Origin of the sequence: Nocardia sp. NPDC005998 (assembly GCF_040614395.1) — a bacterium.
Classification (GTDB): domain Bacteria; phylum Actinomycetota; class Actinomycetes; order Mycobacteriales; family Mycobacteriaceae; genus Nocardia.
Window position 1 is genome coordinate 63,295 of record NZ_JBEXUI010000016.1, and the last position, 20,123, is coordinate 83,417.

The following is a 20,123-nucleotide window of genomic DNA, read 5'->3' on the forward strand; positions in this document are numbered from 1 at the left end:
GTGAGCGGTTTCCGCCGCCGCCGTTGACCTTCCGGACCTCGATCGTGAGCCCGGACGAGTTGAACCGGCTACGCGCGCAGGCTCGCGAGCGCGCACGGAAGTTCCCGGACCCCGTGTTGGACGAGGTGATCGATAGCATCGCCCGCCCCGACATCCGCGTCACCGCGCACGCCCTCGGCGCCGACCCGCTGGACACATCGCGGTGCCTGCGCATCCTCGCGACCCGGCGCGGCGGCTATGGCTACATCGTCACCCAGCGTTTGGGCGAAAGCATCTGGCACACAACGGGATACACGATCACCGAGTTTCCGGCGACAACCTTGGCCGACGTGGTGGTCGGGCACCTGCCGAAGGTCGAGCGGGGCCGCCATGCGGAGATCGACCTTTCACCGGTGGTGAGCCCGGACGACGTCGACCACTCCTACCGTCGTCCAGTGGCGACCGACTCCGTCGACGACTACGGCAGCGACACCGAGCGCGCCCGCTCGTTTGTCGAAGCGCCGGTGGATTCTCGCGGACTGATCGAAGTAGAGCAGGGAATCTCGAAATTCGGCCCACGCGGCCAGCTCCGGCTCCGGCTCGGCTGGCGCGACCTCGTCGGCGACGGCCGCTACGCGTTGCTCGACGAGACCCCGCCACTTGCCGTCGCCGTCGACGTGCCCCGCCTGACCGCCCTCATCAACAGCCGGATCATCACGGTGATCGAGACGATTAAGGACGAGAACCATGGCTAACGACGGCACGCCGCCCAGCACACCCGGTGACGCGACGTCGACCGCCAACGGAGCGCAATCGGGCTCGGACGGCACGTTCCTCGACAACGCGCCAGATAAGAACCCGAGTTTCACCAACCCTTGGGACGGTCTGGCGGCTCAAGGCAAAAGCAACACCTTGACGGTATCGCACGGGTCCGCGACCGTGTGTGCGGGCGTAGCGAAGGAGATGTTGGCTCGCGTCAGCCAAGCGAGGAGCCATGTGAGCGACCTGTTTTTGAACCCTACATCGACCGGATACCCGCCGACCGGGTGGCGTCAATCCGGAGCGGACTTGGCGGCAGCGTTCAACGGTCAGGCCGATCATTTGGACAACTGCTTGGCTGGGCATGAACATGCGCTGCAAGGGATGGTCGATACCTTCAAGCAAGCGGGTAAGGCCTACAACGACACCGAAAACGCCAACGCTGCAGCCTTCTACGCAATCGCACCGTGGAATGACGCTATGACCACACACAGCGTGCTGCCCGCGGGCGAGTATCTGTCGGCGGGCGACGAGGCACCTTTGACATCAGCTGAACAGTGGATTTCCTCTCGCCACGGCGACGCATACGCCTACAGCCACCAGCTCCCAGGAGTGGTATATGACCACGGAAGTGTCAACAGACTGCACGACGACCAATACGCGAAGGGTGTGTTGTCGTCGATGTCGACGGCCTCCCAGCAGATGGGAGCCGGGTTCAAGCCGACCAGGCCCTGGTCGTCAGATAACACCTATACGCCGTCAGTCGCCCTCGAACACGGCGATGCTTTCACCAATGACGGCTTTTACACATTCTATTCCACGATCGACTATTGGCCGGTGATGCAGGCGGGAGCTAGCTGGTTGTGGCTGGCCAAGGAGTTGGACGAAGGTTTCGGTGCGCTGCGTGGCGCATTCAACGCGGTGCTGGGCGGCGGTTCGACGGACGGAACCGGCGTCGCGTGGACAGGAAACGGAGCCGACGCGGCAAATCAGGCAATCGCCAACTATCTGAAGAGCGCACAAGACCTGACCTATTGCATGGGTCAGGTGGCATCGCGGCTCGCGTTTACCGCAGACTGGCTCAACCAATTCAAAATCGTGCTGCCGACGCACCCTGAGCCCGACGAAGAATTCATGAACAGATGGCGTGAACGGTACGACAATGTCTATTCGCAGGGTGCAAAACAAAGCGTCGCGAACATGCCTCAGATGCCGCTCGCTCTCGCCGTTACGCCGACATCCACCGGCAAACCGACCGACCCGGCCGCTGCTGCCGCCGCGGCGGCAGCAGCCGGATCGGGTTTTGACCAGAACACCCAAGACGCCCGCAAGGCCGTCGATGATGAATTCGCGAAGAAGCTGAAAGACAGTGGGTTGGACCAGTATCTGGCCGATGTCAAGAAGAATGCCGCTGGCGATGGGCATTACGGTGCGGCGACTGGTGGTGCAGTAGGCGGAGCGCTCGGCGGTAGTACGGGCAAGGAGGCGTCGGCGGGTCAACCAACCCCATGGGAGCAGCAGATTCTCACCAAATTGGACAAGCTCGAAGCCCAGGCGGCGCAACAGCAGAACTCCAATTACAAAGTGCCCACTGCGAACCCACCCGGCCCACTGGAGCAGATTGCTCAGCCAATTCAGGGAAGGCCGACCTCGCCGCCGGACGGGCAGACTCAATCTGGCACTGGCACAGCCCCAGGCGTGACTGGTAACGCCGGGGATCCGGTGTATCCGGCGAACTACAACCCCTATGCGGCGCAACAGAACCAGGCCGAGCTGAGTGCGTTGGCGAATATCGGGCAGCAGGTGGCCGGTGCGTTCCAGCAGTTCACGAATCTCCTGGCGCAGGAGGTTCAGCAGCTGACGCCGTCGATCGAGCGGGCACTGGACGCGGCGGCTCACCACGACATGATGGACCACGACGCGCAGGGACCGGGCGGACACGACCATGCTGGGCCGGACGAGCCTCCGCGGGCGCAAGCCCGAATGTTCCCACGCGACGGACTTCTCGACGACACGCCGATCGCGGCGGCCGAGCAGGCAGTAGACACAGCGACCGGTGGCACTGGTGCCGAGGATGACGCCACCGCGCTGGCCGACGCTACGGCGGAGCCGTCGGTCGACGCATGATCCGCACTTGGAACCTAACCGATTTCGAGCTCAATGTTCGATGGCGCGAGCTTTCCGCGGAGCGGCATCTTCCCAAGCCGTTGTACTTCACGTCGCGGATCATGATGGAAGACGACTACCAGCGGGAGATCGCGATCGTGAGCGATCAGCTGAAGGGCAGACTGGACCTGTCCTTCGACTCCGCGCTGAGCATCATGATCGACCCGAACGTGCGGTTGGGAGTGCACGGATTCGACGGTAGGGAGCCGCGCAACGCGGCGGGGCGTATCCGGGTAGCCGCGGCGCGCAAATGGGAGCGGTGCGTGGTCATCACCCAAATACCTGGCGAGACGATCTACCACAGTGGCGGCTATGCCGTGAGCGAATGTGAGTCCACGGAACTGGCACGGCTGCTCATCGAGCAGCTGCCCGACGTCGATGCGGGCAAGCGTGGTCGGGTGGAGCTATCGGGTGGCGCGGACTATTCGTTCGGCCGGTCGGTCGCCGCCGAATCGTCGGACGCCGATGAGTACGACACCGTCGCGGACCGCTCCGAGGCATTTCGCAGTACCCCGGCCACCACGATCGGCCAGATCGAAATCCGCCAGGGCAGTTCGCGTTTCGGGCCGCGCGGGGTGTCGCACCGCACACTGGAGTGGCGGGACCTGGTCGATGACGGTCGGTATGTGATGGATGACAATGGCACCGTCGCGGTTCCGGTCGACCGGGATCGGCTGCGCGCCATGGTCGACACCGACATCGGCATGGTGATCGGCGCGATCGAAGACGAGACCGGAGTCAGCGGGAGCCTGCACCTGCCCGACGACACGCGACGATTCTCGGTCACCGAAGAATCGTGGTGACCAGCCCACGTCGGCCGTGACGCGCCTCGCCGAGCCAATTCTCAGGATTGGGAACATCAGGCGATATCGGTAAAAGCCTGTCGTACCTTCCCTTTTGAAGGGCAGGTGTGAGATGTCAGCCTCGGAAATGGGACTCCTCGTCGGCACCGCCGAATCCGCCGCAGGCCGGATCTCGGTGGAGACAACGGAATTGGGATTGCCACTGTCGGTAGCCGTGGACCGAGCCGAGTTACGACACGATCCGGCCGGTTTGGCGGCCGAGATCGTCCGGTTGTGCCGTCAATCAGCGAATCGTGCCCGGCTGGCGCGGCGGGCGGAACTGGCGGAGGCCGGTGTGGCGCACGACGTGCTCGATCGGATGGGGCTGCCGACCGCGGACGAGGTCGCGCAGGCCGAGCTGGCCGAGGAGACCGAATACGAGTACGCCCCGCTGAGTTGGCTGAGGAGTGGCGGTGACTGAAGCGAATTTCGGTTATTTGACGGATGTTTCGGCCGCGGTGGACGCGTTACGGTCGCATGCCGAGCGAATGCTGGAGCTGAACGAGCGGATATGTGCCATCCGGGTGGAGGAGACATCACCCGACGGCGCGGTGACTGTAATTGTGGACGGTGAGGGCAGATTGGTGGATATTCATCTCTCCCATAGCATTTCCCGTTTGACACCGACCGAGTTCGGCCAGTGCCTCGTGGATACCTCGCGTGCCGCCGCGCGTCGCGCTGTGGAAACACAGGCCGCTCTGGTGGCGGCATTCAACGACACCGACGCGGATACCTCCAACTCCTCCTAGAACCCCCATGCCACGTGGCGTCGACGCAAAGGACAACCAGATGAATCAAGTAGCGGTCATTCCCGAGGCTTTCCGCGCGCACGGGGACATCAACGCGACCCAGGCGGGCATGGTGACGGTTGCGGGCACGGTGGACCAGGTCGCCGCCATCCAGGCAGCTTCGGCGGTGCTCGGGCCGATCGCGGCGGAGTTTCTCGCCGCCTTCGCGGTGGCGCAAGCCAACCACGCACAGGCGGTGGCCGAACTCGCGCACGTGCACGCAGCCACCGATGTGACATCGCATGCGGCGGCCGCCAGCTACGAATCGGCCGACGCCGGCTCCGCCGCCGGTTTCGACGGCCTCGCCTCGTTCGACAGCACGCCGGCGTTCGGCACCGACGATGGCGCGACGCCCGGCTCCGAACCGGAGAACGACACCATTTCCGATACCGCGCCGCAGCCTCCTGGGGAGAACATGTCGCCGGACGCTGCGTCGAGGTCCGGCGCGGTTTCCTCGGACTCGGTGCCGCTCCAGCAGACTTCCGTCGCCGCGGTGGCCGAGCACACCGTCGCACAGCCGCTCGCCGCTCCGGTCAGATCGGCAACGACTGGTGTGGAGACGATATGAATCCCTCATCCCTCGGTGTGCCCCCCGCTCCCGCTCCACTGCACCCTGATGTGTTGGACGTGTTGCGGCACAACGCAATCGCCCCACCAGGAAACCAGTCGTTGGATCAGATCCTGGCAGGTCTCGGATTGCCGCCGCTGCCGGACTTTCCGCCGCTGCCGCAGTTGCCGGACCTGCCGCCACTGCCACCGCTCGACCCGGCCGCGTTGATGCGGCCGATCACAGACATGCTCGGGAACTTCGGTACCGGCAATCTCGGGATAGGACCGCTCAACCCGGTCCAGTTCTTCTCACAGGTCCTCAACGGTCTCACCCAGGTGATGGCCCTGGGGTCGACGGCGATCAGCGCGTTGTCGGCGTTGCAGGGTGCGGGCACCCAAGCGGCGTTGACGAAAGCGTCGCAGGCACAAGACAATGCGGGCGCCATTACACAGCAGGCAGGCCAAATCCATTCGCTGCTGGCGGCTGCTGCGGTCGCAGTCCAGACTGGCAATGCCGAATTGGCTGCCATCGCCGCGAAATTGGCTGTCGAGATCGCCGCCGCCGCGGCGACACCGGGCGGACAGGCATTCATCGCAGCGGCTACGGCCGAGGCGGCGACCGAAGCGGCGGCGGTCGTGGCGCTGGTGCGCGCCGAACTGGGCGCGCTGACCAGTCAGATGACGGTGGCAGGACGACCGGTGCCGATCACGGCCGCGCCGAATCCCGCTCCCGCGCAGCTGCAGAATGTCGCCGGGCAGGTACCTCAGATGCTGGAACAGGCCGTGCAGCCGGTGACACAGTTGCTGCGTCAGGGCGAGAAGGCCATCGATCGGCAGGTGCGCTTGCGCCCGGAGCATCACGGGTATGTCGCCGAAGCCACCGCACACGGGACTGGTACCGGCGCGATAGGTGCGGTCACACCGATGGCGTTCGCCGCCTCCGGCGGTGGTGGGGTCGGGGTCGCACGGATGCCGCTGCAGCCGGTCGTCACCGAGACGCCTCTCGGCCCACCTGCCGAGGCGGTGGTGCGGGCAAGCGAGATGGATGCCGCTGCGGGCGCGGAACTGACGGCCGAGGAGTCCATAGCGGCGCGGGCAGGCACGCCGATGATGCCGATGGGCGCGGCGCTCGGCGCGCGTGCCGCCGAGACTTCGGTGGCCGCCCGGGAGTACCTGGTGAGCGCCGAGCACGGCGACGAGGTCGTCGGCGAGCTCGGGGATGTCGCGACGCCGGTGGTCGGCGGCGCGGCGGCGCGCCCGGCGGATTCACCGGACAAGGCATTGACGCTGTAGCCCAGTACCAGCACGACCAGGAAGAAGTCATGAACGGACACGTCGAATTCGATTCGGTGGCGGCCGATCGGGTTGCCGCGCGGCTGGACGCGTTGGCCGACCGGCTCGACCACACATTGAGCGGAACGCATTGCGCGCTCTCGCCTGCCCCGGCCGGGGTGGACGCGGTGTCGGCCGCCGCCGCAGAGACCTTCGGGGACGTCGGCGAGGGTTTCGGGCAGTCCTATGCCGGTGGCGTATACGAGCTGCGAAAGCTGGCCGCGCAGATGCGTTCTCATGCGCAGTCCTTCCGGAGCATGGACGCGCTCAACGTGACGTTGTTCGACGGATTGTGCTGAGCGGGTAGGAGATTGGCGATGGTCGAGCCGAACGGCTTCACCGGGCGGGTCTGGGAGGCGACGCCCGCAGACCAGCTTGTGCGCGATCTGGTCACTGGCCCCGGGGCGCTGCCCATGGCCGATGCGGGCGTGGCCTTCGGTCAATTGTCGGCGGTACTCGTCGAGGCCGCGGTGGAGTATCACGCGATCCTGGGCGAGCTCGGTAGCGCGTGGCGGTCGGCAGACAGCGATCCGGGGGTGCAGCGGCTCGCGGCGTTGCGGAACTGGATGGTCGAGGCCGCCGAAGCCGCCGCGACCAATGCTGCGCGCGCGGAGGCGCAGGCCATCGCGTACACCGTGGCGGCTGCCGCGATGCCGGGAGAGGCAGAGCAGGCCCTGTGGCAGGCGTTGAAAGACATGACGGCACAGGGTATTCCGCTGGGCGGACCAATGGTGGGCGCGGCCGCGACTCTGGAGGACCAGGCGCATGCGGCGAAAGCGCGTGCCGCGCAAGTCATGCAAGACTACGAGGCAGCGACCGCGCCGGTCGCGCAGCCCTGGACACCGCCCCCGGCGCCCGTGCTCATCAGCGACGCCGCACTGCTGGCTGAACAACAGCACGACGTGCCACGCTCGCCGATGACCCGTCCAGGTCCGGCACCGCTGCCCGCGTCCGCTGGATACCGCGGTCCGTCGATATCACCCGCGCTGCAGACGATTGCGCCCATCCCCGCCGCCGCGCTGGGCGAGACTGTGCTCGTCGACGAGCAGATCGTCACTGATCAGCGGATTATCGGAACAGCAGCTCCGGCAACGCAGGTCACGCAGGCGCCGATGGCACCGGGAACTATGGCAGCCGCGGCCGCGGCGGATGCGGACGAATACACCCCCGCACGCCCCGCCGCAGGGCCGGGCGGGGGTGCGGAGTTCGACGCGCTGGCTCCGGACGCCGGGTGGGCCGCCACGCCGCCCGTGCTCGGTGGAACCTCCGCACCTCAGGTACGGACGATCGGCGCGCGGGCGGAGCAGATATGACAATGATGACCGAAGACGCGCTCGAGGCCGCAGTCGACCTGCTCCAGATTCCCACTCTGCCAGTGGTATTGGCGCTCGAGCCGCGCCACGAGACGATCGCGGCGGCGCGGGCCGCTCACGAGGCGGCGCTCAGCACATTGCGGGAGCGTGGTCTGGTGGACGAATACGGCGATGTGGCAACCGAGGTGGCATCGGCCTTGTTCACCCTCGCGCAACCGGACCGGCAGTTGGTCGCCCGATCATTCGGGCAATCGGGAATTCGGCGCGTGTGCTTGGCGCGGCGTGGCGGTAATCACGCCCTGGCTGTCCGCGACGGCGACGATGTCGATATCCGGGAGGTGTGGGCCGACGATGACCCCGCCACGCTGGCGCGCACGTTGGGCTCGGCATTGGGTAGGCCTCCTGCCGCCGACATCCCGCCCTTTCGAGCACCGGCTGCCGAGATCGGCGAAAGACTCAACGCCGCAGCCGATTCAGCCGACTTCACGGACGTGGCCTACCACTTCGGCGCAGCCGGTCGGGAGGCCGTCGACTTCGGCATCGCGATGTCGAAGTGCCGCACGCACACCGAAATCGTCTGCTACGGAGAGGATTCCACGACCATGGTCGGCGCGGTCGCGGTGTACGACACCGACCGCGGCCGGATCCTCGCGGTCCCCGATCGGTCGCAGGCGGACACCCAAGCCTGGATTACCTTCGCGCCCGGCTCCGATCATCGCCTCGGCCAAGCGATCGCGACCCTGATCGAAGCCCTGCCGGGAGGAAGGTGGATGCCTTAGTCCCGCGCATCGACATAAACGAAGAAGCGAATACCGACAGTATTAGAAAAGAGGTGGCCACCGATGGCCCAAGATGTCTCCGTTGATCATGGCGCGTTCCTCAAGGCGACGGGCCAAATGCGGGATGTGATCCCGACGCTGGACCAGACCGCGAAGAAGCTGGACGCCAGCGTTCAGGCGGCCGAGGCAGGATGGAAGGGCGAGGCGAAGACCGCATTCGACCACTTCGCCACTCGTTTGCATGGATCGATCACGAATCTGCACAAGTCGCTGATCGACCTCACCACCGCGCTGGAGCAGGGCAACAAGCACCTGGGCGGAACCGACTCGGAGAACACTCAGCTCTTCGGCAAGATCGACACCGAGCTGTCCTCGCAGTCCTACACCAATCTTGTCTGATCTGCTTCACCGACCACTGTAAGAAAGGGACTTCGTCATGAGCTACGCGACAGACACCAGCGGCATCATGCAGTACAGCCCAGGGCACATCGAGGCGCTGCTCGGTGAACTGCAGGACTTCAAGACCGCGCTGCAGAGCTCGCATAGCGATGCGAACACTGCGGACACCGCGATTACCAATGTCTGGAAGGGAGCCTCGGCGCAGGCTTATCACACCGCCTTCGGCGCTGTCTCCCACAACCTCGACGACGTGATCAACGTGCTTCAGCAGGGCATCAACGGGGTGGAACAGGCACACAACAACGCCCAGACCACGGACAAGAAGGTCATGTCCATGTTCAACGGCGGTTGATAGCCAGTCGAGCCGGACGGCCGAAGCGCTCGCACCCCTCCACTTCGCGGCACACGTTGCAGAATCCGCGAAGAATAGACGGGTGCGAGCGCGTGCGGCTCGACAACGCGCGCAACACGATCGAAGTAGTTACGTGCGGTATGGAAGTGATCCTAGTGACGCTGCGGCCGGGTCTGCTCCATGCACAGACCGATGCACCGTTTGACCGAACACTCTGCGCCGCTTCCGGATTCGGCGGCCTTCGCTGACGGACTGGCATGCTCGGCTGGTGCGGTGATTGAAGCAACCTCAGCTGACTGCCCTGGCCGTTCGTCGGCATTCCTTATGACGATCGACTCGAAGCGCGGCGGTCCGACTGCCCGGTAACTGGCCGATTACCGACGTTGAACGGCGTTTAGATCACGCGGGTAGCACGCGGCCACAGTCGTACATCTTTCTCCAGCTCACGGACCTATTGGAGTATGTCAGGCGCCGCGCAGCCTCCGACGACCGCGCCAGCATGCGACCCACCCGGGGTGCCGTCGCCACCACGTCAGCACCCACACTGTGTGCACGCTGCCGAGAATGAGCAAGACGACGACGCTGTCGAGGTTGGTGATCAGCGATTGACCCAGGCCAATACAGGTGATCGCGCGCGAGATCAACGTCAGGTCGGCGGGGACGGTGAACATGGCCATCATGCCGAGACAGAGTGCCGTTCCGACGACCACGACGACGCTATAGATCCGCACCGCCCGGCGTTCGTGGTGCGGCAACCCGAGACTGGGGTCGACCGTCGCGGTAGTCGATCCGAAGATGGTGTGTCGCACCCGGTTTCCAAGGTAGCGGGCATACGCAGTGCCGTCACCGAACAGGTTGCGGCAGGCCAGGACGTCCTGCAGCACGTAATAGACGTCGGTGCGCATGAAGACCATGAACTCGAACGGCAACGACATCAGCGCGATCACCAAGGTCGCGGCCAGGATTCTGTGCACAGTGGTCGCTGGGCTCGTCGTCGCTTGGATCAGGACCGAGACCGCCGCGACCGACAGATTCGTCGCCATACCTGCCAGATATGCGGTAAGCCGATGCCTGCGGGGGGCGAATTCGATACCGCTGATGTCGGTTTCGGCAATCAGGAACTGCAGCCGCGTACTCAGTTGAATCCGGGCGTGCACGCCTGCCGCCCGGGCCGTGATGAAGTGAGCCAGCTCGTGGACATAGACAAGCAACCATCCAGCCCCTGCGCTCAGCGCCAATACCGCACTTCCCCGCGAACTCCACAGCAGCTCATGGAAACTGGGCAGCAGGCCGGGCCGGAGCACGAGTGCCACGGTTGCCACCAGCATCAAACCAATTAACAGGACAGGAAAGACCGGACTCAGTGCGAATCGGGCGTGTTCGGGCCGAATGCGGGGAAACGACGCCGGAAGCGGTGGCGCAGAGGCGACCGGACGGCCATCGATGTCGGCGACGAAACCGAGCGCCGCCAAATCCCGGGCGAAAGAGAGCACATCGAATACACAACCTTCCGTGTCAGCCATCCGCGTCGCGGCCTCGTCGATGCTGTGGCCGGCCCGGAACAGCTCGATCGCGACCGCGCCTGCACGGGGCAGCGCCACGAACCGGCGGGTGTCGAGTCTGCCCGTGATCCATTCATCGCCGTCCTGCCGAATCGCCATGTCGTGCAGACGCACCCGGCTCTCCGGAAGCACGACGGGCACGGGTTCGGTCACGACCGGTCCCCGCAGATCGCGCATTCCGCCCGGCGCCCGAGCCGAACCAGATTCGATTCGCCGGGAACTGCGAGATTGACCTCGTAGCAGAAACCCACCTCGATCGGTGGTGCGCCAGTGAGGACTGCGAGCACAAAATGTGTGACGAAACTGCCCGTGATCGCGGCCGACACGATGTTGACGGGATTCCAGGGCAATCGCGGGTCCAGGTCCTCGATGGACGTTCCCGGCGGCATACGCATGTCCGGTATGTCGGCTGCCTGATCATGCAGGCACTCCCAGCACGCGCCGGATTCGGGTCCGTGCACACCCACGGAAGCAATCGGGCCATGATAACCGCCGACCACCCACGTCACGCCGGCCTGGTGAAACGCCCGGTTGGCCCACCGGCGGATCACGCGCGGCTTGTCAGCGCACAGCGCCACGACGTCGTAACCTGGCTCGAGCAGAGCACCGAGATCGGCCTCACTCGTAATCCATAGTTGCTCGCCGCTGATCTCCACATCGGAATTGAGGTCACGCAGATGCTCCGTTGCGGCATCGATTTTCGACCTGCCGATGTCGGCCTCCCGATACAGAATCTGTCTGTTCAGATTCGAGAGCTCGACGAAATCCGCGTCGACACAGTGCAGGAAACCCACACCCGATGCGACGAGCCCTTGCGCAACAGCTCCCCCCACACCACCGAGACCGATCAACAGAACCCGGGACCGCCGCAACCCGATCTGGATATCCCACGAATTGGCACGCGGCGCCCTATCCATCCAGCGAAAAAACGGGATGCCACGAGAGTAGCGATCGCGCTCCCGGTCGGACAATTCCACCGGCACCGGCGCGCCGCAATCTTCCAGCAAGCCTGCATCGAGCAATTGCTGCATCGCATCGGCTATTTCTCGCGGTGATACGTCCACATGATCAGCCGAAACCGCCGAGATTATCTCGGCGGGCGATCTTGTTCCGTCGAGCGCGCCGACCAGGGCCTTGATTCTGCCGTCCGGATCGTCGATCTCAATCCCCAGCCCATACACCGTGGCACCGATTCTTACGGCGCGGTCGACCGTCACGTAGGGGCTCAGTTCCGGCTTGACCCGCGGCCTCGCCATGTCCACAACCTGGATTCGGCCGTTCATCGAGCCTCCAGAAATCAGCCAAGCGATCAAAGCGCAGCATTACCGGCGAATGATTCGCCTCCACCGAAAACATTCTCAGTGGAGACGAACCACACGCTACAAATTACTATCCGTTAGGCGCCGTTCCCGTTGCTGGGCATGCCAGCGGTCTCTTTCTTGTCCAGTGGGCGGATTGAAATCGGACTCGGACGCTTATCGGAGGAGCGAACTGTGGTTTCGATCTTCTTCATGACTGCACTCCTTAACTGAGCACTCGCAACCACCAACCAATTTCGGCGGGCGAGCGGGCCACTCGGCCGACACTACCGAGTCGTAACGGCCCAAATATCCGCCATAGTGCCCATATCTCGGGGTGGGCGGCCTTCGGCTTCCTCCGCGCTCGTTGCCTGGGCGAGTGCGGCATCCCCGCCGAGAAGATCTACATGGACAAGAAGACCGGGGCCATCCTCGACCGCCCTGGCATCACCGAGCTGCTGCGCTACGCGCGCCCCGGCGACACCATCGTCGCCGTCACTCTCGACCGGCTCGGCCGTAACCTGCGCAAATGTCTCAACATCGTGCACGACGTGTGTGAACAGGGCATCGGGATCGATACGCTGAAGGATCCGATCCCGATCGACACCAGCGATGACTCGGCTGTCGCCGAATTCGCCGCCACCATGCTCGTCTATTTGCGCACATGGAGCGGGTGTTCATGTGCGAACGCGGCGCCCACGCCTGAGAAGTTGGCATCCTGAATGCAAGGTGCGCTCAGCGCGATGAATCTTTGGCATTCCCAATCATGGGAATGTTCTTCCGGTCAGTCGTGGGTGAAGGCCGAGGTGAGGTAGCGCATTTCGTCGGCGATGGAGATCATGCGGACGGTGGTGGAACCGGTGGGGGTTCGGATGGTGACGATGTTGGCAGCCTCGGATTGGGTGAGAGTCACCTCGGCGTCGGGGTAGCGGGGTGCGGTGCCGCTGGGGTGCACGTGGACCGTGGTGGCCTGGGAGGCGTGCGCGGTCGGCGGAACACCGTCGTAGACAATGACATTCGGGGCGATCTGGGCCGAGCCCGCCGCGCCTGCGAGGCTGAGCGCGGCGGGCTCGGCGACTCCGGATACCAGGGAATGCCATGCATCAGGACGTGAGGTGTACACCAGCACGCGTGCGCCGGCCGCCAGGGCGCGCAGGAGCACCTGCTGGGCCAGTGGCACGCCGATGATCTCCACGCGACGCAGGCCCGGAGCGACTACCGGGATCGCGACACCGCGGCCGAGATCGTCGGCGCCGATGAGTTGGCCGACTCCGCTCGACGGAACCGCCAGCGCGGCAAGGGATTGTGCCGGGCCGAAGCAGACACTGGTGGGCGGGCCGAACTTCTGAGTGGTCAATGGCAGCGTGGCGACGAGCGCGCGGTACTGGTTGCCCGCGAGCGGGCGTAGTCCGGGCATCGGCGGGTGCTCCAGCGGCTGTCGAGTGTTGAACCGGACGAGCGTGGTGAGGGCGAAGTCGCCTTCGCGGCCGCCCGCGAGCGGCGCGGGGCGCAGTCGGAGCATGAGTGTGGTGGATACGCTCGCCACGGTCCAGACTTCGGCGAGGGCGGCGCTGTCGAGACGGGCCGAGTCGAGTTCGTAGGTGGTCAAGTGGATTCCGTCTTGCTCGGCGCCGCGCCAATGCTCGACCAGCGATTCGCCGCGTACGCCATCGGCGAGATGGCGTACGGCACGGTCGATTTCGTGTGCGGTGAGCACCGTGACCTCGAGTCCCCGCGCGGCGAGCCGGTTGGCGACTCGACAGGTGGCGATGGCGGCGGTGCGGGTCATACCCGCCTCGCCGCCGCCGCGGCCTGCGATGGCCTCGGCGTTGGTCAACGGGTTCAGCCGGAGAGTGAGCCACACGGTGAGCCATGACGGTGACGGCAGCGGCCCCAGCACCTGACTGTAGAGCCGGGCGATCGGGCCGCCCTCACCCGTCGCGCGGCCGCCTACGCAGTTGACGTCTATCGCGTCCAGGCCGATGTCGAACTGCGTGAGGCAGCGCGCGATCTCGTCCAGTGGCACGGCATTCTCGGTCGTGAGCACGCCGGGGCCGAGCAGGTTCACGCCGCGGGCGGGGCCGTCGATGCGCAGCATCGTGAGCAGACAGTCGCCGTCCCACCGGATTCCGTACTGACTGCCGTCCAGATCGGGTTGGGCGATATCGAACGGGGGGTGATAGCGAGTGGTTCTGAGATGGCGGCGGTTCCACTGATACCGCGCACGCGCGCCGATGTGGGCCGGAATGCCGCTGCCCCGGACCGGCACCACGCCGAGCAGGAACACCGTTGCGCCGACGGCCGCGACGACCAGCGGCTCGCTGTCGACGACGGCCGCGACCAGTGACGAGGCGAACGCGACTACGGCGGCCGAGAGTACGACCGGCAACGGCCATCGGCGGAACAGCCAGAATTCGGGTGAGCGCAGGGCACTCGCGGGGCGCTGCTCTTGGCTCGCCGAAGCCGTGTTCGGCCAAGCAGTCGGTTGGGTGGCCACCATTGGGGACTCTTTCCGTACCGGGAAATGTGGCACTACGGTACCGTGTCGAAAGCTTTGCAGTAACCACCGAATACGGTTCGCCGCGTCGAGAGTTGAATCACCCCAAGATAACTCGTCGCATCGAGAATCAAAATTGCCGAGGAGCGTTGTCGTGGCTTCGCAGTTGACAACTCGAGCGCAAGTCAACGGATATCGTTTTCTGATTAGGAGGCTCGAACACGCGTTGATCCGGCGGGACGTGCGGATGCTGCACGATCCCATGCGCGTGCAATGGCGTTCACTTGTGGTGGGTTTGGTGTTGGGACTGCTCGGGGTGGCGGGGGCCGCGATCCTGAGCTTTCTGCATCCGCAGGGTGCCGTGGACAATAATGCCGTCATCGTCGGCAAGGACAGCGGTGCGCTCTACGTGATGCTGAACGGGACGCTGCATCCGGCGTTGAACCTGGCCTCGGCCCGATTGATCGCGGGCGCCGATGCGGCACCGACGTCGGTCAAGGAATCCGAGCTCATGGGCTACCCGCGTGGCCCGATGCTGGGAATTCCGGGTGCGCCCGCGACGTTGCCGGGTGCGGCGGAGTCCGATTCGGACTGGACCGCGTGCGATACGACGACACCGGTCTCGGGCGCGTCGACGCTGGTGTTCGCGGGGCGGCCGCGACAAGATCGGTCGGTGCACCCACTGGGCCGCGATGAGGCGGTCCTCGTGTCCGTCCACGGCACAACCTATCTGCTGTACGACGGCAAGCACGCCCAGGTCGATCTCACCGACGACGTGATCGCCCGGTCATTGAAGCTCGCGGGCGCACAACCGCGCGCGGTGGGCGCGGGATTGCTCGACGCTACCGTCCCGGTGCCCGCGATTGCCGTACCCACAGTGCCGATGGCAGGTCAGCCAGGGCCGGTGATGGGCGCCAAAGTCGGCTCGGTGATCAAGGTCAATGGCATCAATTCCAGCGAGCTGTACGTGGCGGTGACAACCGGGGTGCAACCGATCTCCCCGTTCGCGGCCGAGGTGCTCCGCAACGCCAACTCGGTCGGGGACAGCGACGTCATCCAGGTGACACCGGACGCGCTGAGCGGTGTTCCGGTAGTGAACACGCTGGCGCTCAACGACTTTCCGGTACAGCGGCCGAAAGTGCTTTCGGCCGACGACTTCCCGGTGGTGTGCAGTTCATGGTCGAAGCCCGCTGACGACCGTGACGCGACGATCGGCCTGACCGCGGCCAAGACCTGGCCGCTGCCCGCCTCCGCGACACCCGTGCCGATGGCCAGCGGCGGTGTCGGTCCAGACCGAATCGACGCCGCCTACGTTCGCCCCTCGTCGGGCGAGTTCGTGCAGATCACCGGCATCGTGCCGGGCAGCGTCCGGCGCGACGGTCTGTTCTACATCGCCGACACCGGAATCCGCTACGGCATACCGGATCTGGGCACCGCGAGAATGCTCGGCATGCCTGCCGAGCCCAAGCTCGCCCCGTGGGAGATCGTCGGCCTGCTCATTCCCGGCCCCGAACTCACTCGCTCGGCCGCCCTCGTCGCTCACGACACCCTCCCCGACCCCCGCAAGTAAGCCCCAGGGCCGGTATCACGACACTAAGTATTGGGAGTCGATCGGTAACCGAACACCGATAGTTCATAGTTCCAGGATTCTTGGTCTGTGAGCGGCTGGCCGATGAGCACCGCGCACAAGGGAACGTTGATCGATTCCTGGCTGGTGCCGCGTCCAGCTGACTCCTGCCGTACCCACCCCTGGGCCGGGGTCTGTCGGACGTAGTCGAATGGTGGTCGCGCAGGCCGTATTCGACCGCCTGATGACACTCGGCGAGCAGTCGAAGTGGGTAGCGCAGCAATCTATCTGGACGGGGCACTAGGAGAGTGCTGAATAAGCGGGTTTTGGGGCGGGAAGAGCGCCGACAAGGCCGTCTGTGCGGTGTGTGAGGTCAGGCCCTCGTGAGGGTCGACAGAGTGGTCGTTCTTCCCGCCGGTATCAGTATGACGTGCGGGGCTGGTCGGGGTCGCGGGTTCACCGCCCTCAGGCGATGGCCCAGGTGTTGTTGATGCGGTCGAGTCCGAGGTTGAGCAGTCGGCGCAGGTTCAGAGCGGCCATGCGGGTGTGCAGCCATTGGTTGTTGGCGGGTATGCCTCGGTAGCGCAGTTTGAGGCAGCGTCCTTTCGGGCCGATCAGCCAGGCGATGGACCGTTCGACCATGGGCCGGTGGCGGCGGTAGCTGGTGACGAGGTCGGTGTTCTCGCGCCAGTCGTGGCGGGCTCGACGCAGGTGGGCGTCGTGTTCGTGCAGGTTGAGGGTGCGGCCGTCTGTTCGGGTGGTGCATTGCTGGCGCAGTGGGCAGCCGCGGCAGGCGACCCCGAAGACGACCTTGTGTTTCGAGGTGATCGAGCGTGTGACCCCGCCCGGGCAGGTCGCGGTGCGGTCGTGGTGGTTGAGGGTGAAGGCATCGAGGGTGAACCCGCCAGGGACCGCCGGGCGCAGCGGAAAGGGTTTGATGATCGCGGTGTGGCCCTGCCCGGCTAGTTCGGCGCGCATGTCACCGGTGCCATATGCGCTGTCGCCCAGCACCTCTCGTGGCTCGTTCTCCTCGGCGAGCAGGTCCAGGCCGATGACGGATTCGTGGTTGTCGTTGCCGTTGCCTTTGGCGAGGCGACCGTCGGTGAACAGTCCGGTGTCGGGTTCGACCGCGACGTGGGCCTTATAGCCGTCCTGTCGTTTGTGGACGGTTTTGTGGATGTGGCGGGCGTCGGGATCGACGACCGAGATCACCCGGTCGGTGGTGACCTTGTCGGCGATGCGCCACCGGCCGTCGGTGCCGTCGGAGTCCTCGGCGGGTTCGACGTCCTGGCCGGCGATCAACGCCAGCAACGCCAGCGCCTGCGATGCCTTGTCTCGGATATCTTCATCGAAGTCGTTGCCGGCCAACGTGTTCACGACCGCGTTCGCGTCGTTGACCAGCGCCGAGACCAACGCCTCCCGAGCCGCATTGTCGTCCCAGGCGATTGCGGGTTTGCCGGGATCGTCGTAGTCGTGGGCGCTGCACTGCGTGGCGATGACCGCCGCCGCGCCCGGCACCTCGCGCCGCACCCGCCGGATCGCCGCGATCAATTGGGTGACCGTATCCTGGGTGGCGACCGCATCGTCAAGGACCACCGAATCCAACGCCCGACGTGTCTTACCTTGCAGCACACCAGTTTCAGCGATAACGGTGCGGACCGCGTCGAAGATCCTGTTCGGGTTGTTCGACTTCGCCAACCGCCGCCGCCAATAGGTCAACGTGGACGGATCGAAACCCTCATCGTCCAACGCCAACCCGCAGGCCACTTTCCACCGCAGATCACACCGCAACGCCTGCACCGTCTCCCGGTCGGACAGATCACACAGCGCCTGCAGCACCATCACCGATGCCGCGACCTCGCACGGCAGGCTCGGACGCCCGGTCCGGCTTGGGAACAAGTCCTCGAACATCCCCGCAGGGAACAGCGAACGCCGATGCTCAGCCAGGAACGCGAACACACTGCCCGCCGGAACCAAATGCCCAACCAGCGCAGCAGCATCCATCAACTGCGGATCCGAACCACCCTCACCCTGCACCCCGCCATCCTCGTTGACCCAGCCCTGCGGGCCGGGTCAACACACCGAGTTATTCAGCACTCTCCTAGCCACCGAGGGACGCGAGGACGGAGTCGAGGGCGTTGCGCATGTCGGTGGCTTCGATGCGCATGAGTGCGGTTTCGTCGAGGTCGGATAGATCGAGTTCGGCACCGCCATCGGTGAGTCGGAATTCGCGTTCTTCTTCAGCGGTTTCGATGACGTTGCGGATGAATCGGCCATTGCCCGCGAGATCGATCGCGCGTCGGGGTGTGCCGGTGGCGTCGGGGCGTTGTCGTTCGTAGAGGTCTCGGCAGGCGTGTTCGAGGAGGGTGAGTGCGTCGGGGGAGAGCATGGAGTCGCGTTTGCGGGCGACGACTTGGCCGATCTGCGCGAGTTCGGTGGGGGTGTAGGACTCGAACTTCACCCGTTTGGCGAATCGGGAGGCGAGGCCGTCGTTGGCGGTCAGGAGCCGGTCGATTTCGCCGTCGTAGCCTGCGATGATGACGACGAGGCGGTCGCGGTCGTTTTCCATACGGGCCAGCAGGGTGTCGATGGCTTCGCGGCCGAAGGCGTCGCCGCCGGAGAGCCCGGTTTGGATCAGGGTGTAGGCCTCGTCGATGAACAGGACGCCATCCATGGCGGTGTCGATGAGGGCGGAGGTTTTGATGGCGGTGCCGCCGAGGTTTTGGCTGACGAAGTCGACTCGTTTGGCTTCGATGACGCGATCGGTGTGGAGCAGGCCGAGTCCTCGGTAGATCTTGGCGACGACGCGGGCGACGGTGGTCTTGCCGGTGCCGGGCGGTCCGGTGAAGGCAAGGTGCTGGCCGCGGGGGATGCTGGCCAGTCCCTTCTCGGCGCGGAGCTTGGCGATCATGGCGGTGGATTGGATTTTGGCGACTTGGGTTTTCACCGCGGTCAGGCCGATCTGCTCGTCGAGTTCGGCGCGCGCATCCAGCAGTGTCCGCTTGGCGATGTCATCCTGCTCCTTGCGTTGCGCTTCGGCTTCGGCCTTGGCCAGGTCGGGCGCGGAGTCGGGGTCCCATCGGTCGGTGCGGCTGTCGATCTGCTCACGAGAGGTCAAGGTGATGCGGAACTTCGGGTCGCGCATCGCGGCCGCATTCGCTTCGAAATCGGGGGCCTCGGAGTAGACCTGCTCGAAAATCTGCCGTGCCTGTTCTTCATGGCCCTGTTCGCGCAGACAGAGGCCGCGGCAATACATCGCCGCGGTGCGAGCCGCGGGGATCGGGCCTGCTTCGGCCTTCTCCAGACGGCGGGTGGCCTCGCCGAACAGCCCCAGCTGCGCGCACGCCGATCCGACCATGATGTTGGCGCCCGCAGCCAGATAGGCGTCGTCCCAGTCAGCCGAGCCCGCGAACACCGTCATCACGTCGTTCCACCGCTGGGTGGTGAAATGCAGGTGTGCTCGCACATAGGCACTGATCCGGTCGTCGAGCCCAGTGTCCGGCGTGGACGGCTGTGTGCGGCGGTGTGCGGCCAGTTCGTCGAGTACCCGCTCGGCTTCGTCGTATTGGCGTTCGCCGACGAGCTGTGTCGCCTGGGCCAGCCAGACCTCGGTGTAGCTGGACAACGGGTAGTCGATATAAGGCCCCACGACGAATCGACCCGCCAGTTGTCGCGGCCGCAGGCCCAGCCGACGCTGTTCGCGTCCCAGCGTCGATCCGCTGGTCCGATGGAGATTGAACAAGATCTCGCGCGTGACTTCGCCCGCGGCGGTGCGGCCGAGCCACGCGTCGGCCATGCTGGGATCCCACTCTGTCGCGCGTTGGAAGGCCTTCTTCGCGTATTCGAGGTCGGGCGTGCTCTGCTGCCCGTTGACGGCCAGCCCCAAGGACAACACACCGGCATCGAAGACTTGCTGTGCTTGCCGGACACCGGACATGTAT

The 20,123-nt window shown here is 65.3% G+C and carries 19 protein-coding genes; 14 read left to right on the forward strand and 5 right to left on the reverse strand.

Going from position 1 to position 20,123, the window contains the following annotated elements; translation table 11 throughout:
* Positions 1-44 precede the first annotated feature (44 nt).
* The 12 genes from ABZ293_RS22250 (at position 45) to ABZ293_RS22305 (ending at position 9,258) form a co-directional block, all read left to right on the forward strand.
* Positions 45-734 (forward strand): ESX secretion-associated protein EspG, encoded by a 690-nt coding sequence (locus tag ABZ293_RS22250; protein ID WP_355183388.1) that lies wholly within the window; start codon positions 45-47, stop codon positions 732-734.
* Complete coding sequence (locus ABZ293_RS22255) at positions 727-2,865, forward strand: hypothetical protein (protein ID WP_355183390.1); 2,139 nt, start codon at positions 727-729, stop codon at positions 2,863-2,865. The genes ABZ293_RS22250 and ABZ293_RS22255 overlap by 8 nt, the downstream gene beginning before the upstream one ends.
* A complete protein-coding gene (locus tag ABZ293_RS22260) occupies positions 2,862-3,707 on the forward strand; it encodes an ESX secretion-associated protein EspG (protein ID WP_355183392.1) in 846 nt (281 codons plus the stop codon). The genes ABZ293_RS22255 and ABZ293_RS22260 overlap by 4 nt, the downstream gene beginning before the upstream one ends.
* A gap of 112 nt (positions 3,708-3,819) precedes the next feature.
* Positions 3,820-4,167, forward strand: coding sequence for a hypothetical protein (locus ABZ293_RS22265; protein ID WP_355183394.1), 348 nt, complete (start codon positions 3,820-3,822; stop codon positions 4,165-4,167).
* The gene (locus ABZ293_RS22270; protein WP_355183396.1) at positions 4,160-4,495 is read left to right on the forward strand and encodes a YbaB/EbfC family nucleoid-associated protein; all 336 of its coding nucleotides are present in this window, start codon (positions 4,160-4,162) and stop codon (positions 4,493-4,495) included. Before ABZ293_RS22265 ends, ABZ293_RS22270 begins: the two co-directional genes overlap by 8 nt.
* 40 nt (positions 4,496-4,535) lie before the next feature.
* The gene (locus ABZ293_RS22275) at positions 4,536-5,102 is read left to right on the forward strand and encodes a hypothetical protein (protein WP_355183398.1); all 567 of its coding nucleotides are present in this window, start codon (positions 4,536-4,538) and stop codon (positions 5,100-5,102) included.
* Entirely contained in the window at positions 5,099-6,376 is a 1,278-nt protein-coding gene (locus ABZ293_RS22280; protein ID WP_355183400.1) for a hypothetical protein, read from the forward strand. The genes ABZ293_RS22275 and ABZ293_RS22280 overlap by 4 nt, the downstream gene beginning before the upstream one ends.
* A gap of 29 nt (positions 6,377-6,405) precedes the next feature.
* Positions 6,406-6,714, forward strand: a complete 309-nt coding sequence (locus tag ABZ293_RS22285; RefSeq protein WP_355183402.1) for a PE family protein — start codon at positions 6,406-6,408, stop codon at positions 6,712-6,714.
* An 18-nt stretch (positions 6,715-6,732) separates the two neighbouring features.
* On the forward strand, positions 6,733-7,728 hold the full coding sequence (locus tag ABZ293_RS22290; protein ID WP_355183404.1) for a PPE domain-containing protein: 996 nt from the start codon (positions 6,733-6,735) through the stop codon (positions 7,726-7,728).
* Positions 7,725-8,507, forward strand: a complete 783-nt coding sequence (locus tag ABZ293_RS22295) for an ESX secretion-associated protein EspG (RefSeq protein WP_355183406.1) — start codon at positions 7,725-7,727, stop codon at positions 8,505-8,507. Before ABZ293_RS22290 ends, ABZ293_RS22295 begins: the two co-directional genes overlap by 4 nt.
* Before the next feature lie 63 nt (positions 8,508-8,570).
* Entirely contained in the window at positions 8,571-8,906 is a 336-nt protein-coding gene (locus tag ABZ293_RS22300) for a WXG100 family type VII secretion target (protein ID WP_355183408.1), read from the forward strand.
* A 37-nt stretch (positions 8,907-8,943) separates the two neighbouring features.
* Positions 8,944-9,258, forward strand: coding sequence for a WXG100 family type VII secretion target (locus ABZ293_RS22305; protein WP_355183410.1), 315 nt, complete (start codon positions 8,944-8,946; stop codon positions 9,256-9,258).
* 464 nt (positions 9,259-9,722) lie between these two features.
* Here the strand turns inward: ABZ293_RS22305 and ABZ293_RS22310 are convergent, their stop codons facing one another.
* Both ABZ293_RS22310 and ABZ293_RS22315 read right to left on the reverse strand, forming a co-directional pair.
* On the reverse strand, positions 9,723-10,973 hold the full coding sequence (locus ABZ293_RS22310; protein ID WP_355183412.1) for a hypothetical protein: 1,251 nt from the start codon (positions 10,971-10,973) through the stop codon (positions 9,723-9,725).
* Positions 10,970-12,103, reverse strand: a complete 1,134-nt coding sequence (locus ABZ293_RS22315; protein ID WP_355183413.1) for a ThiF family adenylyltransferase — start codon at positions 12,101-12,103, stop codon at positions 10,970-10,972. The genes ABZ293_RS22310 and ABZ293_RS22315 overlap by 4 nt, the downstream gene beginning before the upstream one ends.
* Before the next feature lie 416 nt (positions 12,104-12,519).
* On the opposite strand from ABZ293_RS22315, the gene ABZ293_RS22320 reads away from it, so the two are divergent.
* Entirely contained in the window at positions 12,520-12,840 is a 321-nt protein-coding gene (locus ABZ293_RS22320; RefSeq protein WP_355183453.1) for a recombinase family protein, read from the forward strand.
* Positions 12,841-12,902: 62 nt separating this feature from the next.
* Here ABZ293_RS22320 and eccE read toward each other — a convergent pair whose 3' ends face one another.
* Positions 12,903-14,618 carry a type VII secretion protein EccE gene (gene eccE, locus ABZ293_RS22325; protein ID WP_355183415.1) on the reverse strand — a complete coding sequence of 572 codons (1,716 nt, stop codon included), beginning with the start codon at positions 14,616-14,618 and terminating at the stop codon, positions 12,903-12,905.
* A 151-nt stretch (positions 14,619-14,769) separates the two neighbouring features.
* Between eccE and eccB the strand changes: the two genes are divergently transcribed.
* Positions 14,770-16,185, forward strand: a complete 1,416-nt coding sequence (eccB, locus tag ABZ293_RS22330; protein WP_355183416.1) for a type VII secretion protein EccB — start codon at positions 14,770-14,772, stop codon at positions 16,183-16,185.
* Positions 16,186-16,647: 462 nt separating this feature from the next.
* On the opposite strand, the gene ABZ293_RS22335 is transcribed toward eccB, so the two are convergent.
* Together ABZ293_RS22335 and eccA are read right to left on the reverse strand one after the other, a co-directional pair.
* The gene (locus ABZ293_RS22335) at positions 16,648-18,186 is read right to left on the reverse strand and encodes an IS1182 family transposase (protein WP_355183455.1); all 1,539 of its coding nucleotides are present in this window, start codon (positions 18,184-18,186) and stop codon (positions 16,648-16,650) included.
* 97 nt (positions 18,187-18,283) lie between these two features.
* The gene (eccA, locus tag ABZ293_RS22340) at positions 18,284-20,119 is read right to left on the reverse strand and encodes a type VII secretion AAA-ATPase EccA (protein WP_355183418.1); all 1,836 of its coding nucleotides are present in this window, start codon (positions 20,117-20,119) and stop codon (positions 18,284-18,286) included.
* Between the last annotated feature and the right edge of the window lie 4 nt (positions 20,120-20,123).

Excerpts from the sequence above, each read along its gene's own strand:
- ABZ293_RS22255 (WP_355183390.1), top strand. The coding sequence starts at position 727 with ATGGCTAACGACGGCACGCCGCCCAGCACACCCGGTGACGCGACGTCG.
- ABZ293_RS22260 (WP_355183392.1), top strand. The coding sequence starts at position 2,862 with ATGATCCGCACTTGGAACCTAACCGATTTCGAGCTCAATGTTCGATGG.
- ABZ293_RS22265 (WP_355183394.1), top strand. The coding sequence starts at position 3,820 with ATGTCAGCCTCGGAAATGGGACTCCTCGTCGGCACCGCCGAATCCGCC.
- ABZ293_RS22275 (WP_355183398.1), top strand. The coding sequence starts at position 4,536 with ATGAATCAAGTAGCGGTCATTCCCGAGGCTTTCCGCGCGCACGGGGAC.
- ABZ293_RS22280 (WP_355183400.1), top strand. The coding sequence starts at position 5,099 with ATGAATCCCTCATCCCTCGGTGTGCCCCCCGCTCCCGCTCCACTGCAC.
- ABZ293_RS22285 (WP_355183402.1), top strand. The coding sequence starts at position 6,406 with ATGAACGGACACGTCGAATTCGATTCGGTGGCGGCCGATCGGGTTGCC.
- ABZ293_RS22290 (WP_355183404.1), top strand. The coding sequence starts at position 6,733 with ATGGTCGAGCCGAACGGCTTCACCGGGCGGGTCTGGGAGGCGACGCCC.
- ABZ293_RS22295 (WP_355183406.1), top strand. The coding sequence starts at position 7,725 with ATGACAATGATGACCGAAGACGCGCTCGAGGCCGCAGTCGACCTGCTC.
- ABZ293_RS22300 (WP_355183408.1), top strand. The coding sequence starts at position 8,571 with ATGGCCCAAGATGTCTCCGTTGATCATGGCGCGTTCCTCAAGGCGACG.
- ABZ293_RS22305 (WP_355183410.1), top strand. The coding sequence starts at position 8,944 with ATGAGCTACGCGACAGACACCAGCGGCATCATGCAGTACAGCCCAGGG.
- ABZ293_RS22315 (WP_355183413.1), bottom strand. The coding sequence starts at position 12,103 with ATGAACGGCCGAATCCAGGTTGTGGACATGGCGAGGCCGCGGGTCAAG.
- eccE (WP_355183415.1), bottom strand. The coding sequence starts at position 14,618 with ATGGTGGCCACCCAACCGACTGCTTGGCCGAACACGGCTTCGGCGAGC.
- ABZ293_RS22335 (WP_355183455.1), bottom strand. The coding sequence starts at position 18,186 with ATGGATGCTGCTGCGCTGGTTGGGCATTTGGTTCCGGCGGGCAGTGTG.
- eccA (WP_355183418.1), bottom strand. The coding sequence starts at position 20,119 with ATGTCCGGTGTCCGGCAAGCACAGCAAGTCTTCGATGCCGGTGTGTTG.